Here is a 16150-nt window from a genome sequence, read left to right as displayed (position 1 = left end):
CAAACGAGACACGCTCTAAGGAACGACGTGGCCGAAGAGTCGGTAAAACTACCCGCGTACGCGGTTGTCGCAGACCGGATACGCCGCCGGATCCTCTCAGGTGATCTACCGCCGGGCGCTCGCCTTCCCACCGAGGCGGAGCTGATGCAGGAGTTCGGCTTCAGCCGCAGCACGATCCGCGAGGCGACCCGGATCCTCGCCAGCGAGCACCTCGTACACACCACGCGAGGTCCCGGTGGTGGTACTTTCGTGCTGCGACCCGACCTGGGACAGCTGACCACACAGGTCGAGAACAGCGTGGCTTTGATGACGGTTGCGGAGATGGTCACCGTTGACCAGCTCATGGACGTGCGCCTGCTCACTGAAATCCACGCTGCCGGTACCGCGGCACACCTGCGCACCGACGAGCAACTCTCCAGGATGCGCGCCTCGTTGGGACCGCGCGAGAACCGTCCGGCCTACGAGGCCGACCAAGACTTCCACCTGCAGATCCTCGCCGCCGCAGGAAATCCCATGCTGGAGTTGGCCTGCGCGCCGGTGTTTCGAGTGCTCAACGACCGGTTCGCCAGCGAGTTCGCCTCGGAGGACTTCTGGACCACATCGCACGTCGATCACGAACGCATCATGGCCGCCATCGAGCGCGGCGACTCCATGGCGGCCATGAGCGAGATGCGCCGGCACCTGGACCGGCTGATCGACGCCTACAAGGAAATGGGCTTGCTGCGCGAGCCAGCGGACGAGGACTGATCAGCGCGGATCGGCGGTCTCCGCTCGTGCCACTCTGTCACCCGCTGGTAGTCACGCCCGACGGTGAACAGCGCAGCCTCGTCGGCGTGCCCCGCGGTGAGCTGCGCACCGATCGGCATGCCCGAGCCGGGGTGGAATCCCACGGGCACGACGAGCGTCGGTCCGGTGTGCAGCGACCACGGGTAGGAAAACTGGCCGAGCCGGCGTGACTGCGCGATCACCGACTCGCTACTTGAGATCAGCGGTACGTCGACCGGCATAGCTGGGGTCACCACCACTTCGACTTCTTCGAAGACGCGGCGCATGACCTTCCGGAATTCGTCGCGTGCCTTGGCTGCATCTCGGATCGCTCGCTCACCGATCTCCAGGCCGAGACGGACCCGCTCCAGCGTCGCCGGTTGGAAGTCCTCCGGCGACGTGCGCAACCGGTCCCGATGGATGTCGGCGAGCTGGGAGTACAGCAAGGTGTAGACATGGTCCTGCGCCCGCTCCGCTTGAGGGATGTCGACCTGTCGGATCTCGTAACCTTGATCGCGCAAGCTCTCCACCAGCCCGCCGGTCGCAGCCGTGATCGCTGGGTCGACATCGTCGGTCACGAAGGTCTTCGGCACGCCGATCACACTCGGTCGAACGCGGGGGCGTTGCGGCTGGTGCGTCAGCACGTCGAAGGTGCGTGCCACCAGCTCGACGTCACGGGCGATCGGCCCTACGACGTCGAAGTCCCTGCTGACCGGATAGACACCAACGGTGTCTACCAAGCCGAAGCTGGGGCGCAACCCGCAAACGCCGCACGCCGAAGCCGGAAGGCGCACTGAGCCACCGCTGTCGGTGCCCAGTGCCACGTCGACGAGTCCCGCTGCCACAGCCGCACCGGCCCCACCGCTCGAACCCGCAGGAACGCGCTTCGGGTCCCACGGATTGCGCGAGCCGCCCGCCGCGGAATTCTGCGAGGTCACACCCACTGCGAATTCCGCCATGTTCAACGTCGCGAGCACCGTCGCTCCCGCCTCTTCGAGCGAACGCACCACAGGGGCGTCGTACTCAGCAACGTTGTCCCACAGGAATCCGGACCCGCACGTCGATCGCACACCCGCGACCTCGATGTTGTCCTTGATCCCGGCGGTCAGCCCGGCGAGGGGGCCGTCTGCACCTGTTGGCCGATCTCCGATCCAGGTGATCACGGTGTTCAGCTGTTCGTCGACCTTGAACTGCTCTGGGGTGGGGAGTTTCTCTCCTCCCCGGTCGACGTTCAAGACGGTTCCCCGGCGCGCAGCTTCATCGTCGCTTCGTGGTTCACAGTCCACGTTTCGGTGTCGACGACGACTCCGTAATCCCGGGCTGCTTCCTCCTCGGTGATGTACTCGTCCCACACGTCGGAAAGAACCGCGAAGGGATCGCGCTCGAACGGGTCTCCGAAGCCTCCGCCGGAGGGCAGCTTGATCTGCAGGGTTTCCCCCTTGCGGATGATCTCCTGCGTGACCTTGGAGAACAGCACCTCCTCGGAGTCCGTGCCGACGTTCCGGACGAAGGATCCGGACACGCCATCGGCACCGCCGAGTGCCCCGGCAGGAGCGTCGACGCGGTTGTCCGCCTCCGAGCCCAGGAACGTGTCGGTCTGCATGAGCCACGTGCGCACGCTGCCGATGCCGCCGCGCCACTTCCCGGGCGCCGGCGATTCGTCACGAAGTTCGTACCTCAACGCCTGCATCGCATGGTTGAGTTCGAGCTCTTCGATGGGGTTGTTGCGAGTGTTGGCCATCAGAGCATCGACGGCGTCCATGCCATCCTTGCCGTTTCGCCCGCCGTAGGATCCCTCGTTGATCTCGATGTAAACCCAGTAGGACTCACCATCGGAGGCCAGCCCGGAGTAGGCGATCGCGCACAGCGCTGCGGAGGAGCCCGCGACCGCGTGGTCGGGCAGAACCGGCGCCAGCGCCAGGTTGATCGAGTCGAAAATGCGGTTGACCTGGGAAAACCGCGCGAAACACGACGCTGGGAAGTTGGGGTTGAAGATCGTCCCCTCGGGCGCGTACACCTTCACCGGTCGGAAGCAGCCGTCGTTCTGCGGGACGTACTCCTCGGTTACGGCCTCGTCGAGCAGGATCGTTCGGATGGCGCTCACCGCGACCGGCAAGACCGATCCCTCGAACGGCACGTTGAACGCCGTTTGAACCTGGTCGTTGGAGCCGGTCAGGTCGACGAGCACCTCGTCGCCGTCGACTTGGACACGCACCGCGACCTTCAACGGAACGCCCCGGTTCTTGCCGTCGTCGTCGAGGTAGCCGATCGGCGCCTCGTAACTACCATCCGGTATCTCACGAATCCGGGCGCGCAGCATCCGCTCGGAGTAGTCCATCCAGCGCTCGGAGGCGCTCATCACGGTGTCGAGCCCGAACTTCTCCAGCAGCTCGAGGAACCGCTTTTCACCGATCCGGGCGCATGCGATGAGCGCTTCGAGGTCGCCGCTGTTCTGCTCGGGGGTGCGCACATTGTCGAGAATGTGCTGGATCAGCATGTCGTTGCGGATTCCCGCGTCGTAGATCTTCATCGAATCCATCAACTTGCCCTCGGCCCAGACGTCGACGACGTCCATGCACAGGCCGGGGAAGTTGCCTCCGATGTCCGAGACGTGCCCGGTGCAGCCGGCGAACCCCACGTGCTCGCCCTGCCAGAAGATCGGGATGACGATGCCGTAGTCCGGGGAGTGGGCGGCGCCGTGGTACGGGTGGTTGTGCAGGATGACGTCACCCGGCGAGTACGTACCGGCCAGTCGACGGTTGATGCCGCGGATGTAGGCGGGGATCGAGCCGCAGTGCATCGGCGTCGAATCCGACTCGCAGAGCTCTCGTCCGTTGACATCGAAGATCCCCGCACCGAGGTCCTCCGACTCGCGGATCAAGCTGGAATAGGCCATCCGGTAGAGCACCTGGGCCATTTCCTTGGCCATCGAGTCGAGTGCACCACCGATGACCCGCAAAGTGATCGGATCGACGTCGACGTCGTTCCACGTTCGGCTAGCGACTCCGGCGAGCGAAACACCGCTTGTGGGCATGGGTGTCGTGGTCATGCGGCCGCCCTTTCGATGATGATGTGGCCAACCTCGTCGACTGTGGCGCGCTGTCCAGGACCGATGATCGTGGTCGAGTCGAACTGCTCCACAATGGCCGGTCCGACGAAGGTGTTCCTAGCGAGCAATTGCTCGCGGCTGTAGACCGGGGTGTCGTGCCATTGCGGCTCGGTGGATCCGGGCTCCCAGAACAGCGCCCGTGTCGTCGTCTTCAACGCACCGGACGCGTCCGCACCGCCCTTGCCGATCTCGCCAATCCGGATGTGCGGAACCGCACCGACGCCGGTGACCCTGATGTTGATCAGCTGCACCGGTTTCTCGTCGAACCGCTGCGAATAGGTACGACCGTGGATCTCGTGGAACGCCTCGGCCGTTTGCGCCACCCAGTCCGCGTCGATCTCACCGTCGGGTGCGGGAACACGCAGTTCGTAACCCTGCCCGAGATAGCGGCAATCCGCGGTCCGCTCGAGCGTGATGTCGCTGTCCGCAACCCCGTCCGCGCGCAGTTGTGCACGAGCCTCGTCGCTGAGCCGCTTCATCTCGTGCGCGATCAGCTCGATGTCGGGATCGCTGGAAGAGGTCCACACGGTGGCGGGAAGCTCAGTGCGGATGTCGGTGGTCAGCAACCCCACCGCCGAGGTGATCCCCGGATGGCGCGGCACGATGACTCGGGGGATACCCAGCTGCTCCGCGATCTGCCAGGCGAAGAGTGGACCAGCACCGCCCTCGGCCACCAACGAGAATTCGCGCGGATCATAGCCCTTGCGTACCGAGTGGAGGCCGATCGCCTCGGTCATGGAATGGGCGAGGATGGTGAAGATCCCCATAGCCGCCTTGTCCAGGCTGGTACCGAGCTTGCCGGCGATCTGATCGCGGATCGCGGTCTCCGCCAACGCGGGAACAACTTCCATCGAGCCCGACAGGAAGCTGTCCTCCCGCAACCAGCCCATGACCACCATCGCGTCGGTCGAAGTCGGTTCGACACCGCCGCGGCCGTAGCAGGCGGGGCCGGGAACCGCACCTGCGCTGCGCGGCCCCACGCGGAACATCCCGCCCTCATCGACCGCGGCGATCGAACCGCCGCCCGCGCCGATCGTGTCCACCTCGGCCATGGGGATCATCGCGTGGTAGTCGCCGACGCGGGTGTCCAGCAAGTGCTTCATCCTCAGCCGGCCGTCTGGCGCAACGCCGATGTCGGCGGACGTGCCACCCACGTCCAGCGTGATGACGCTGGGGAAGCCCGACGCGCGACCGATCGCGCAGCCCCCGAGCAGTCCCGCGACCACGCCGCTGGCCAGCAGTGACACCGGCTTGTCCTGCGCGCTGCGCGAGGTGACCAGGCCGCCTGCGGAAGTCATCAGGTGCACGTCGTCGGCGACCTGCTCTTGCTGGGCAGCTGCCGCGAGGTTGGCGATGTAGCTCGAGGTCTTCGGGCCGACGAAGGCGTTGAGCGCAGTGGTCGAGAAGCGCTCGTACTCGCGGTACTGCGGTGCGACTTCGCTGGAGAGCGAGACGAAGACCTCCGGGTACTCCTCAGCGATGATCTCCTTGACGCGCCGCTCGTGCGCCGGGTTGCGGTAGGCGTGCAGGAAGGCGACCGCGATGGCCTGGACCCGGCGTTCGCGAAGCAGCCGCACTTCCCGGCGGACCGCGTCTTCGTCCAGCGGCGTCAAGACTCGCCCCGCCGCGTCGATCCGCTCCGCCACGACGCGCCGATTGCGGCGCGGCACCAGCTGCCACTTCTGCCAAGGGAGATCCTGGTAGTTGGAGTAGTTCAGCGGGCGCTTCTTGCGCGCGATGTGCAGCAGATCTCGGAAACCTTCGGTAGTGATCATACCGACGTCGCTGCCGTTGTGCTCGAGCACGATGTTCGTGGCAACGGTGGTGCCGTGGAAGAACATCTCGATCTCGCTCGGGTCGATACCGGCCCGATCAGCCAAGACCGCGATCCCGTCCATCGTGCCGATCGACGGGTCGTCATTGGTCGACGGTGTCTTGTGAACGGTCGCCGTCCCGTCATCGTCCCACAGCACGAGGTCGGTGAACGTGCCGCCGACGTCTACTCCTATGCGCTTCATGCGTATCCGATCTGTTGTCTCCAATAGGTTTTGCCACCGTCGACGAGCGGCGAGCACATGGTGTCCCACGACACACCGCCTTGGCAATACCTCTGATCTTTATCTTCGTGATCGCCACTTCCTAGCGATAGAAGGGTGCCACTGCAGTCGGCCACCCCCCAAAAAAAGCAGAGGTATTGGTTGCCGCATGCGTGGCTTCGAACGTCCGTGCTCAGCTCGCCAGAAGCACCGACGCGACTTCAGCGCCCCGCTCGTGGACACCGCCGGCAACGCATCAGTCACCGGCATGCCGCTCGTGCGGAGCGCAACGCCGAAGTCCTCGCGCCCATTTCGTCCAGCCGCGGCAGCAAAGCAGCCGGGCGGGGCTTCCGGGCATCAACCGTCGTCCTCAGGACCTAGGTAGTCCGTGGGCAGTGACTCGTCTGAAGACACCGATCCTCACCACCCCAGTCGGTTGCACCGCGTACTCGCAGGCCCAGGTTGATCGCGCCGCGCCACTGCCCGACAGCGCTCGGCGTGGAAGACCACGAGCTGGCACCCGGCTCATCTCCAGAGTGGCTTTCGGCTTGATCCGCAACGCGTCTTCTGAACGTCTCCACACGGCGGATCGCCATGTCGGCGTTCAAGGCGAATCCAGGCGTCGTCTCACACCGGCCTGTCCGACCTGTGCTACCCCGACCAAAGCCCTCAGCGGGTTCCGGCCGGCAGGCCTTGGTGAGCCGGAACGATCCCAGCTGCTCGGCCGCTCAGGCACGGAGTGCCTCCGCGAACGCTGAAGCAGGGGTCTCGTCGCCGAGTGACAACACCGCGTTCAGGACCCGGTCCGCAGTGCTGTCCGAAGCGACCGTGCCGATCGTTTCCCGGAACTTCGCGACGATCTCGGGGTTTTTCAGAGGGCGTTCGTCGTGTCCCCTGTTGATCTGCTCCCGGTGCCGAAGCAGGCGGCCGTCGGACAGCTCGATCTCGATGGCCCCCGAATAGGCGTCTGGAAAGGAGCTCTCGGGGTCTTCTGTCACCTCCACCTTCCCGGCGATGTCGAGGATTTCCGCGCTATGGAGCGCTTCATCTTCGAGCTCGATCAAGGTGAACCGACCGCGGGCGAGCGCGGCGGCGACGACGAACGGCAGGCTGAACTTCGCGTCGTACTCGTCGCGCGGTGCCCACTTCACCTCCAGGGGCTCGCAGACCACCTTGCCCGGCACCGGATGGATCGCACACCTGATGCGGGTGATCTCGGCATCCCCGATCTCCGACCGCAGAGCCAGAGCGGCGTCGGCGAAAGCATGGATGAAGTGGCAGATCGGGTAGGGTTTGATCGCGGTGCGCATCAACTCCCACGTCTCGCCCCACCCCTCGATCACCGCCTCCGGTCGGGCGGTGCGCCCTGCCAAGTGCGTGTTGTACAACCCGAACCGGCCTTCGTAGACCTCGTTCGGTCCGCTCCAACCCGCGGAAGCGAAGCTCGCTGCGGTGAGTCCGGACATGGCCGCCCACCCGGGGTGCAGCCGTTTGGTCCACGCACCGTCGGCCAGGAACTCCAGCAGCCCCGAACTCATCGAGCCGACGATCCCTTGCGCCATGGACAGACGGTCAGCGTCCAGCCCAGCCACCTTGCCTGCAGCCACCGCAGCACCGAAGGAGCCCGCCACCGCGGTCGGATGGAACCCGAGGTCGTGGAACCCGCCGGAACCACCGATGCCGACCCGGGCGGAGACCTCGACCCCGAGGATGTAGGCCAGCAACAGCTCCCGCGTCGTGGCACCGTGGCTCACCGCGGCTGACAGCGCGGCGGGAAGAGCGGCCGCGGACACGTGCGTGATGGCCGGGATGTGCGTGTCGTCGAAATCCAGGCCGTGGATGAGCACACCATTGAGCACAGCAGCGTCACGCGCGGAAAGCCGGTCGGGCATCGCCAGCACCGGGTGGTCACCACCACCGAAAGCGGACAGCGCGTGCAGTGCTGATGTCGGGAAGTGGTAGCGGGTGGAAGCGAAGGCGAGACCGACGGCGTCCAACACCAGGTGCCGTGCCCGCAGCACGACGTCGTCGGGCACCTCGGCAAGCGACACGTCTGCGACGAATTCTGCCACTTGCCGGGAGAACGCCGCGCTGACATCACCGTCCGTCATGGGGACCTCCTGATCGAGTGGTGGAGCGTCACTGGAGCGTTGCCTTGCCCGCGAGCAGGGACTTCGCGACAACACTGCGCAGCACGTCGTTCGTGCCTTCCCCGATGGACATCAGCGGTGCGTCCCGGTAGAGACGCTCCACCTCGAACTCGGTCGAATACCCGTAGCCGCCGTGGATCCGCATCGCGTCGGTCGCACAGGCCAAGGCCTGCTCTGACGCGAAGATTTTGGCCATCCCGGATTCGGTGTCCATCCGGACCCCGTCGTCCATCCGGGATGCCGCCCAGTAAGTCATCAGCCGGGCCGACTGCAGCCGCACAGCGATCTCGGCTATCCGCAACTGCACCGCTTGGAAGTCGCCGATCGGCTGACGGAAGGCGGTGCGGTCACGGGCGTAGCTCAGCGCCTCCTCGTAAGCGCGCTGCGCGATGCCCACGCTGCGCGCGGCGATATTGATCCGACCGGTCTCCAGCGAGGACAGCGCCTGTTGCATCCCGCGTCCCTCCACCCCTCCGAGAAGCTGAGTTGCGGGAACTCGGACGCCGGAGAGCACGACTTCGCAGGATTCGGTGCCCTTGTAACCGAGTTTGCCGATGTCCCTGGTGACCTCAAGGCCCGGGGTGTCCGCCTCGACCAGCAGGATGCTCATCCCCTTGTGCGCCGGAGTAGCCGTCGGGTCGGTCTTCACCAGCACCGGCAGAGGATCCGCATAACGGGCATTGGTGATCCACATCTTGGTGCCGTTGATGACGTAGTCATCACCGTCCCGGTGGGCGGTCGTCCGGATGCCCTGCAGATCGGTACCCGCACCGGGCTCGGTCAGCGCGATGCCGGTGCGCCTTTGCCCGGTCGCCAATTCGGGCAGGTACTTCGCCTTCTGCTCTTCGGTGCCATGCCGGCTGAGCATGAAGCAGGAAACGGAGTGGCTGCCCAGGATCCCGGCGATGCCCATCCAGCCGCGGGAAATCTCCTCGAAGGCCAACGCGAAGGAGACGGTGTCCGCTCCTAGTCCACCATGTTCTTCGGGCACCGCGAGCCCGAACAGGCCGAGCTGCTTCATGCCTTCCACGATCTCGGTCGGATAGCGGCCGGAGTGCTCCCAATCCCGCGCGACCGGCACGATCTCCTTGTCCACGAAGTCGCGAAGCGTGTCGCGGAAGAGTCGCTGCTCGTCGTTGAGCGTGAAATCCATGTCAGTCCTTTCCGAGCACGCCGGTGGCGTGCAGCGCGGCGATCTTGTTGTCGTCGTAGCCCAAATCCCGCAGCACGCGGTCGGTGTCCTCGCCCATTGCCGGGGCCCGGCGGGTCGACACCCGGTCTGCGCCCGGCGGCCCAACGCGCACCGCGCTACGCAAGGTGCGCACGGTGCCGAACGCGGGATGCTCGGTGCTGGCGATGAGGTCCCGCGCAACCGTGTGCGGGTCAGCCATGGCCGCAGCAACATCGTTGATCGGCGCACAGGGAATCGACGCTTCGTACAGCGGTGCCAACCAGTCAGCGACCGTTCGGGTACGGAACACATCCTCCAACAGCGGGAGGATCTCGCTGCGGTTTCGGTCCCTGTCGGCGAAGGTGGCGAACCGCTCGTCGGCTGCCAGCTCAGGTTGCCCGATCACTTCGGTGAGGCGCTGCCAGAACTTCTCCTTGGCGCAGCCAACCACCAACCAGCCGTCAGCGGCCTCGAACGCTTGGAAGGGCACCAGCGATGGGTGCGCAGATCGTCGGGTGCGGGTCGGTTCGTAGTCAGCGGTCAAATGCCAGGTTCCCGGATAGGTGAGGAGGCTGATCGCGGTGTCGTACAACGAGAGGTCGCAGTCCATTCCCACACCGTCACGACGAGCTGCGTGAATCCCGGACAACAGCGAGATCGCGGCGACGTAACCGCCACAGTAGTCCACAAGGGATAGACCGGTCTTCTGCGGTGGACCGCCGGGCTCCCCTGTCAGGGACATCCAGCCGCCGAGCGCCTGCAACACGTAGTCGTACCCTGGCTCCTTCGATCGCGGACCGGTCATGCCGAAACCGGTCAGCGAACAGCAGACGATCCGCGGGTTCACTTCCTTCAGGTCTTCATATCGGATCCGAAGTTTCTCTGGAACATCACCCCGCAGATTCGAATACACCGCGTCCGCACCGCGAACCAGGTCCTCGAACACTTCGCGCCCCTCCGGGGACCGGACGTCGAGCGTGATCGAGTACTTGTCCCGGTTGAAGGACTGGAAGAACAGCGAATCGCCCTCGGCCGCATACGGCGGCACCGTGCGGCCGACATCACCGCCTGCGGCCGGGTCCTCCACCTTGATGATTTCGGCACCCAGCTCTGCCAAGTGCATCGAGCCGAACGGCCCCGCGCCGTACTGCTCCAGAGAGATGATCCGAACATCTTCTAGCGGCCTCATTCGTTCTCCAAACTCAGCGGATCGGCAGCCTGTGGGAACAGCGACGTTGCGCGTCCGGCTTCTTTCTTGTGCACGTAGAAAGTTCGCTTGAACGACAGCACCTCAACAGCTTCTTGGTTCAGCGTTCGGGTTTTGACCGTGACGATGCCAGCCTGGCTCCGAGATTTTGATTCCCGTTTGGACAGCACGATGGACTCCGACCAAAGGGTGTCACCCGCGAACACCGGGGCGGTCAGCCTGAGTTCGTCGAGACCGAGGTTGGCGAAGGCGTTCTGGGTGAGGTCGGTGACGGACTGCCCGATCGCGATGGCGATCGTCAGCGGTGACACCACCAGCATGCGACCGAATTCCGACGATGCACCTACCTGCGCGTTGAAGTGCGCCTGATTGGTGTTCATGGTCAGCAACGTGAACCACGTGTTGTCGGTCTCGTTGACGGTGCGCCCGAGCGGGTGTTGGTACACGTCCCCGATCTCGAAATCCTCGTAGAATCGTCCCTGCCAGCCTGCTTTTACCGCCACTGCACTTCACACTCCTCCGATGTCAGATGCGAGCCGCGCTTCAAAGTGCGGCGAGATCTGGTCAGCCGCGTTCGACGTCCTCCAGACGACGCTGGGTGGTCCGCTCGCCGAACAGCAGCATCACCAGGCCCATCGCCAACGCTGCGCCGGCGAGGTAGATGTAGACAGCTGTCAGCCCGAGCCCCGAGTACAGTCCGGCCACGAGCACCCCTCCGAGGACCCCGGCCAGCCGGCCCGACCCGTTCGCGATACCGGATCCGAGGCCCCGCAGGTGTAACGGGAACACCTCGGCGATGTAGGTGTACAGCGCCGCAACACCGGTTTGCATGAGCAGCGCCGCGCCGAACCCGCACACGATGATCGCCACAGCATGCGGGATCAGACCGAACAGCAGCAGGAACACTGCTACCGCCACTTCCAGCCCGAAGATCACGATCTTCCGTTCGAACCGGTCGATGATCGGCGCGGCCAGCAGTGCGCCGGGCACCGCTGCGATTGCCAGAATCGACGAGAAGGTCAGGCTCTGCGCGGTGGTGTACCCGCGCTCGACGAGCAACGTCGGTACCCACGAGCTGAAACCGTAGAAGGACAAGATCAGGAAGACGCAGGCAAGAGCAGCTACCACGGTTTTGCGCAAGGTAGCGCCGGACATCAGCTCGGAGAGCTTGCCGGAAACGACCGGCGCTGCCGGAACCGGTTCCGGCAGCGGACGAGCGATTTGCCGCTCCGCTTGCTCCTCCAGCCGCGCGACCAGGTCTGCCTCACCACCTACTAGGCCGTGGGCAGCTCGCCAGCGGACCGATTCCGGCAAGATCCGCACAGCCACGACACCACCGATCGCACCCAGGGACCCGAGCACGAAGATCCAGCGCCACGAACCAGGCCCCAATGGCACGACGAGTCGGGCCACCCACGCCGCGAGTGGCACCCCGGCGAGACCGGTCGCCAGCAACAAGGCTTGATAGCGCCCGCGTTTGGTGGGCGGGAACATCTCGCTCACCCACACCAGCAGCACTCCGGTCATCGCTTGCAGTCCGAAACCAGTGAGCACTCGCAGCGCGCCCAGTGACCACGGCCCGACCGCGAATGCGCTCAGCAGCGAGAACAGCGAGTAGAAGAACGTGGCGCCGATCAGAACAGGACGTCGACCGATCCGGTCGGAGAGGCGACCACCCACGATCGCCCCCACGAACATCCCGACGAAGCCTGCCGAGGTGATCGCCCCGACATCCGCGATGGACAAGTCCCACTCGGCGCGCAATGCCGGGGCGACGTAGGCGAACGTGTTCAGGTCCACCAAGTCGAACACGAAGAGTGCACCCAGCAGCCACGCCCAGCGACGATGCTGCGGCGTAACGATGGGAATCCGGTCGAGGCGGGCTGCCAAGTCGGCGCGTTCGGCCTCGCAGGCCGCCGAACCAACCTCAGGGCCAGGTGGCGTGAACGGGGTTGGCGCCATGACGTCCTCCTCGGCGCGCGACGGTGCGCGCTCATGAAGTCCTCGCGCAGCCGTGCGCGGGATGGCCGGGTGGCTCCGACCACAAGCCGAGAGGCTAATCGTCAGACGTTTTGAGATCAATAGGCTCGCGAACGAAATCTGCTCCGCTCCGCAGAAGCACCGATCGCGCTCGCAGCACCACCGGCCGGTCGATCAGCTTCCCGTCGAGCACGGCTACCCCACTACCATCCGCAGCCGCCAAGACGGCTCGGGCCCAGTCGATCTCGTCGCTGGTCGGCGCCAGAGCCATGGCCACCGGAGCCACCTGCGCAGGGTGGACGCACATCTTCGCCGTGTAGCCGAGCGAGAGCGCGTGCGCGCAATCCGCCAGCAGCACGGATTCGTCCCGCAAGGCCGTGGTGACTCCGTCGATTGGCGCAGCGGACCCCGCAGCTCGCGCCGCCACAGCCAGGGCGGAACGCGCATACCGCAAGGCTTCCGAATCACCGGCGTCAACCCCCAGCTCGGCGGCCAGGTCAACGCTGCCGAAGGCCGGTCGCACTACCCCGGGCACACTGCAGACTTCAACAGCCCGATGCAGCCCGGCCGCAGTCTCGATCAGCGGAATGACCCGAGCGAGAGGACCAAGCTCACCCACCAGGGCCGCAACCTCCGATGGATCTTGAGCCTTGGGCAGCATGACCGGCACGCCGCATTCGGCGACTGCGGCGACATCGTCGGAGTACCACGCGGTTCCCGGCGGATTGATCCGCACCGCCACGTTGGGAGGCTCAGCAGCCAACCACCGGGAAACCGCAGCTCGCGCATCGCGTTTGGCCTGAGGTGGGACCGCATCCTCCAGGTCCAGGACCACGGCATCAGCGCCGGAGGCAACAGCCTTGGCGAAGCGATCCGGACGATCACCTGGGACGAACAGCAGCGTTCGCGCACCGACCAAGAACTCAGGAGACTCTTCGACCATACGTCTGACCTTTTCACATACGATGCGGTGTCGCTAGCCTCGTTCGCGATAGGATGGGCCCTGTTGCAGGGTCGCGGCTGAGCCGCGGCTCACGTAGACCACCTCGGAGGCGTGATCAGATGAGCTCGAACGCGAGTCGTCGCGGGACCGCCGCGCGACCAGCGACCTCACCGGTAGAGCGGTCGGGCGATTCAGGATCATCGCCCTCGCAGACGACGCCCCCGAGGGCGCATTTGCAGGTACAGCGGGTTCGGCCCGCCTACCGGCAGGTTGCCGACGAGCTCCGCTCCCAGATCATGTGCGGTCTGTTGAAACCTGGCGCCCGGCTACCCGCGGAGTCCGAGCTGACCGGGATGTTCGGCGCCAGCCGCTCAACAGTCCGGGAAGCACTGCGTGTTCTGGCCAGCCAGCACCTGATAGAAACCAGGCGCGGCGTACGAGGTGGCTCCTTCGTAGTCGCGCCGGACCCCTCCCAGCTGGTCGACGATCTCGGGGGTTTGCTGGGCGTCCTGGTCGCGACGCCGCAGCTGGGAATCGGTGACTTGCTCGAAGCCCGTCTACTGCTCGAACCAGCAGCAGCCCGACTAGCCGCCCAGAGAGCCGATCGGGACACCGCTGATGCCCTGCGTGCCACGGCTGCAGCACCGCGCGATTCACGCGATCCCAGCGGATTCGTCACGCACATGGATTTTCACACGATGATCCTCATGGCTACCGGGAATCTGATGTTCACGATGATGGGGCAGCCGGTCAGCGATGTGCTGCGTACCAGGCTGGACCGGGCCGCCGTCGCCCAGGAGCAGTGGCAGAACGTCGATGCCTGCCACATCGCCATCGCCGAGCACATCGCCAACGGGGAAGCCGAGCGAGCCGAAGACGCCATGCGCAGCCACCTGCTGGGCCTCCGCGAGCTTTACGGCGAAACCTGGAAGGATCAAGAAGAGGACTGAGGTGCGCAGGGTGCGTTCAGCCTCAGCCGACTTCGTCGCCGCCCTCGATCGTGGTGAACTGAGCCAGGGGGAACTGTTGCGCGTGTGTCAAGCGGCGATTCCGAGGTAGCCCGCACCGCGCGGATCATCGCAGAACATCCTCGCGATGACCTGCTGGTGTCGATCCCCCGCTCTGGCCGCGGCAGCGGGCGCCAGCACGGTCGCGAAACGCAACTGACGGCTGGGCGCGTGCGGGTGGCCGCCGAAACGTTCGGTGAGCTGTTTGTCGAGGTCTTTGGTCTCCCGGTCCAGTTCCATCAGCTGCCGGGCGATCAACGACGGCGGCGGTGACGGTTTCTGTCGGCAGGGCGCCGGTTTGCTCATCCGCAGTAAGCCGGCAACTTGTCCACAATGGCCCAGTGAGCCCAGGAGGAACATCCTGGAACTGCGTCATGACACCGGTTTCCCGCCATTGACCTCGACGAGCGTGCCGCACATGTAGCGTGCTGCGTCCGAGGCGAGGAACAGTACGACATCGGCAATGTCTTCCGGTTCGGCGATTCGACCTGCGGGAACGGTCCGCCCTAGCTCGGACACCGCGGTGTCGGGGTCGAAGCCGCGCTTGGCGAAGCCGGAGCGCAGCATCGGCGTGTTGACCTCGTTCGGGCAGACGGCGTTCACACGGATGCCCTGGTGCGCGTGGTCTATACCCATGCACTGCGTGAGTGAGGAGAGGGCTGCTTTGGTCATGCAGTAGAGGGCGTGGTTCGGCCCCGGCGCCTTGCCTCCCCAGCAGGACGAGACGTTGACGATGGCGCCGCCGCCGGTTTCGGCCATGAGCGGTATCGCAGACCGGCAGATACGGAAGGGCGCTTCCACATTCACGCCGACAGACCGGGACCAGTCCGCGTCCGATGCCTCCGTCACCGGGCCACGGGTTATGACCCCCGCGTTGTTGACGAGAATGTCAAGCCCGCCCAGTGCGTCGCGTGCTGCCTGCGCGAGGCCGTCGGCGTAGGCCGGGTCGAGAAGATCACCGGGTAGGTGAGCCTCAGCCTCGATGCCGCTGACGTCGCGGGCGGCGACGGCGACGCGGGCACCCTCGGCTCGAAGTTGCGTCACAATGGCTTCTCCGATGCCGCCTGCCGCACCTGTCACCAGTGCGGTACTGCCGGAGAATCTCATGGAGGTCTCCAAAGAGGTCAGAAGCTGGCTGCGGGATCGCCGAAGACATGGTTGTCCAGGACCAGCCCAGGCCGAGGCCCGTGGGCAAGGAGATGTGGCCGACCTCGCTTCAAAAGCCGGCCTTCGGGTTGTAGTGGACCTCGATGCAACAGGTTGCGGTCTAGATCCTTCCGGGAGTTCAAATCGGATCGTGGCGCCCAGATACACGCATGAAGCGGCGATCACACCTCCGCCTCAGCGATCGTCGCACGTGCGCAGCACGTGCCTCGCGGCGCAGAGACTGCGAAAGGCGCACATGGGGTGTAGTACGCCGATCCGCGTCACCTTCATGCCGAAGCTGGCCGCCAGACCGGCACCCGCCGCAGTTCCCTCCGCGCGCCGCATGCCCGAGCCGCTGATGCTCTCCCGGGCCTTGCGCACGTCTGGATGTCGGCCTCCGCCGGTCGGCCACCACCTTCACGTGCAAGCGTGGGTAGCGTTCGGCCATCCGCTCCATTGCGATCCGCACAACCTCGTCCAGCTCTCCTGTGCCTGCGGAATAATCGGAGTGCAGGCGCGCCACCGTGGCACCCAGAAGTGCCGACGACGCCTGCGAGTGCAGAGTGCACACAGTGTCCAATTGATGAACGCCCTGCCAGGGCGTCGACTGTGCTCGTCGTCGCCCTTGCGACTGGG

General features: G+C 65.4%; 13 protein-coding genes. 2 read left to right on the top strand and 11 right to left on the bottom strand.

The features are described 5' to 3' along the window. Window positions 1-27 precede the first annotated feature (27 nt). Window positions 28-747, top strand: coding sequence for a GntR family transcriptional regulator (locus tag HNR68_RS27475; RefSeq protein ID WP_179723278.1), 720 nt, complete (start codon window positions 28-30; stop codon window positions 745-747). Here HNR68_RS27475 and HNR68_RS19845 read toward each other — a convergent pair. The 9 genes from HNR68_RS19845 to HNR68_RS19805 all read right to left on the bottom strand — a co-directional run bounded on the left by HNR68_RS19845 (window position 702) and on the right by HNR68_RS19805 (window position 13361). Further along, complete coding sequence (locus HNR68_RS19845; RefSeq protein ID WP_218888361.1) at window positions 702-2000, bottom strand: amidase; 1299 nt, start codon at window positions 1998-2000, stop codon at window positions 702-704. The two genes, HNR68_RS27475 and HNR68_RS19845, sit on opposite strands and share 46 nt — an antisense overlap. After that, complete coding sequence (locus HNR68_RS19840) at window positions 1997-3814, bottom strand: hydantoinase B/oxoprolinase family protein (protein ID WP_179723277.1); 1818 nt, start codon at window positions 3812-3814, stop codon at window positions 1997-1999. Before HNR68_RS19840 ends, HNR68_RS19845 begins: the two co-directional genes overlap by 4 nt. Then, a complete protein-coding gene (locus HNR68_RS19835) occupies window positions 3811-5892 on the bottom strand; it encodes a hydantoinase/oxoprolinase family protein (RefSeq protein WP_179723276.1) in 2082 nt (693 codons plus the stop codon). The genes HNR68_RS19840 and HNR68_RS19835 overlap by 4 nt, the downstream gene beginning before the upstream one ends. Window positions 5893-6638: 746 nt before the next feature. After that, the gene (locus HNR68_RS19830) at window positions 6639-8021 is read right to left on the bottom strand and encodes an MmgE/PrpD family protein (RefSeq protein ID WP_179723275.1); all 1383 of its coding nucleotides are present in this window, start codon (window positions 8019-8021) and stop codon (window positions 6639-6641) included. A gap of 28 nt (window positions 8022-8049) precedes the next feature. After that, on the bottom strand, window positions 8050-9213 hold the full coding sequence (locus HNR68_RS19825) for an acyl-CoA dehydrogenase family protein (protein ID WP_179723274.1): 1164 nt from the start codon (window positions 9211-9213) through the stop codon (window positions 8050-8052). A 1-nt stretch (window position 9214) separates the two neighbouring features. Further along, on the bottom strand, window positions 9215-10420 hold the full coding sequence (locus HNR68_RS19820) for a CaiB/BaiF CoA transferase family protein (protein ID WP_179723273.1): 1206 nt from the start codon (window positions 10418-10420) through the stop codon (window positions 9215-9217). Continuing rightward, window positions 10417-10941: a MaoC/PaaZ C-terminal domain-containing protein gene (locus HNR68_RS19815; protein ID WP_179723272.1), complete on the bottom strand. Its 525-nt coding sequence runs from the start codon at window positions 10939-10941 to the stop codon at window positions 10417-10419. The genes HNR68_RS19820 and HNR68_RS19815 overlap by 4 nt, the downstream gene beginning before the upstream one ends. 61 nt (window positions 10942-11002) lie before the next feature. Next, window positions 11003-12400: an MFS transporter gene (locus HNR68_RS19810; protein WP_179723271.1), complete on the bottom strand. Its 1398-nt coding sequence runs from the start codon at window positions 12398-12400 to the stop codon at window positions 11003-11005. Between the two features lie 94 nt (window positions 12401-12494). Further along, window positions 12495-13361, bottom strand: coding sequence for an HpcH/HpaI aldolase/citrate lyase family protein (locus HNR68_RS19805; RefSeq protein ID WP_179723270.1), 867 nt, complete (start codon window positions 13359-13361; stop codon window positions 12495-12497). Window positions 13362-13594: 233 nt separating this feature from the next. Here HNR68_RS19805 and HNR68_RS19800 point away from each other — a divergent pair, with 233 nt between their 5' ends. Beyond that, a complete protein-coding gene (locus HNR68_RS19800) occupies window positions 13595-14311 on the top strand; it encodes a FadR/GntR family transcriptional regulator (RefSeq protein WP_246330497.1) in 717 nt (238 codons plus the stop codon). A gap of 87 nt (window positions 14312-14398) precedes the next feature. Here the strand turns inward: HNR68_RS19800 and HNR68_RS26935 are convergent, their stop codons facing one another. Next, the gene (locus tag HNR68_RS26935; protein ID WP_246330496.1) at window positions 14399-14674 is read right to left on the bottom strand and encodes a hypothetical protein; all 276 of its coding nucleotides are present in this window, start codon (window positions 14672-14674) and stop codon (window positions 14399-14401) included. Between the two features lie 66 nt (window positions 14675-14740). Beyond that, the gene (locus tag HNR68_RS19790; protein WP_179723267.1) at window positions 14741-15475 is read right to left on the bottom strand and encodes an SDR family NAD(P)-dependent oxidoreductase; all 735 of its coding nucleotides are present in this window, start codon (window positions 15473-15475) and stop codon (window positions 14741-14743) included. Between the last annotated feature and the right edge of the window lie 675 nt (window positions 15476-16150).

Source organism: Saccharopolyspora hordei, assembly GCF_013410345.1.
In the GTDB taxonomy this organism is placed as follows: domain Bacteria; phylum Actinomycetota; class Actinomycetes; order Mycobacteriales; family Pseudonocardiaceae; genus Saccharopolyspora; species Saccharopolyspora hordei.
The sequence above is the reverse complement of the archived record's forward strand: the minus strand, read 5'-3'. Positions and strand labels throughout refer to the sequence as shown.

Excerpts from the sequence above, each read along its gene's own strand:
- HNR68_RS19835 (WP_179723276.1), bottom strand. The coding sequence starts at position 5,892 with ATGAAGCGCATAGGAGTAGACGTCGGCGGCACGTTCACCGACCTCGTG.
- HNR68_RS19790 (WP_179723267.1), bottom strand. The coding sequence starts at position 15,475 with ATGAGATTCTCCGGCAGTACCGCACTGGTGACAGGTGCGGCAGGCGGC.
- HNR68_RS19810 (WP_179723271.1), bottom strand. The coding sequence starts at position 12,400 with ATGGCGCCAACCCCGTTCACGCCACCTGGCCCTGAGGTTGGTTCGGCG.
- HNR68_RS26935 (WP_246330496.1), bottom strand. The coding sequence starts at position 14,674 with ATGAGCAAACCGGCGCCCTGCCGACAGAAACCGTCACCGCCGCCGTCG.
- HNR68_RS19840 (WP_179723277.1), bottom strand. The coding sequence starts at position 3,814 with ATGACCACGACACCCATGCCCACAAGCGGTGTTTCGCTCGCCGGAGTC.
- HNR68_RS19825 (WP_179723274.1), bottom strand. The coding sequence starts at position 9,213 with ATGGATTTCACGCTCAACGACGAGCAGCGACTCTTCCGCGACACGCTT.
- HNR68_RS19820 (WP_179723273.1), bottom strand. The coding sequence starts at position 10,420 with ATGAGGCCGCTAGAAGATGTTCGGATCATCTCTCTGGAGCAGTACGGC.
- HNR68_RS19830 (WP_179723275.1), bottom strand. The coding sequence starts at position 8,021 with ATGACGGACGGTGATGTCAGCGCGGCGTTCTCCCGGCAAGTGGCAGAA.
- HNR68_RS19805 (WP_179723270.1), bottom strand. The coding sequence starts at position 13,361 with ATGGTCGAAGAGTCTCCTGAGTTCTTGGTCGGTGCGCGAACGCTGCTG.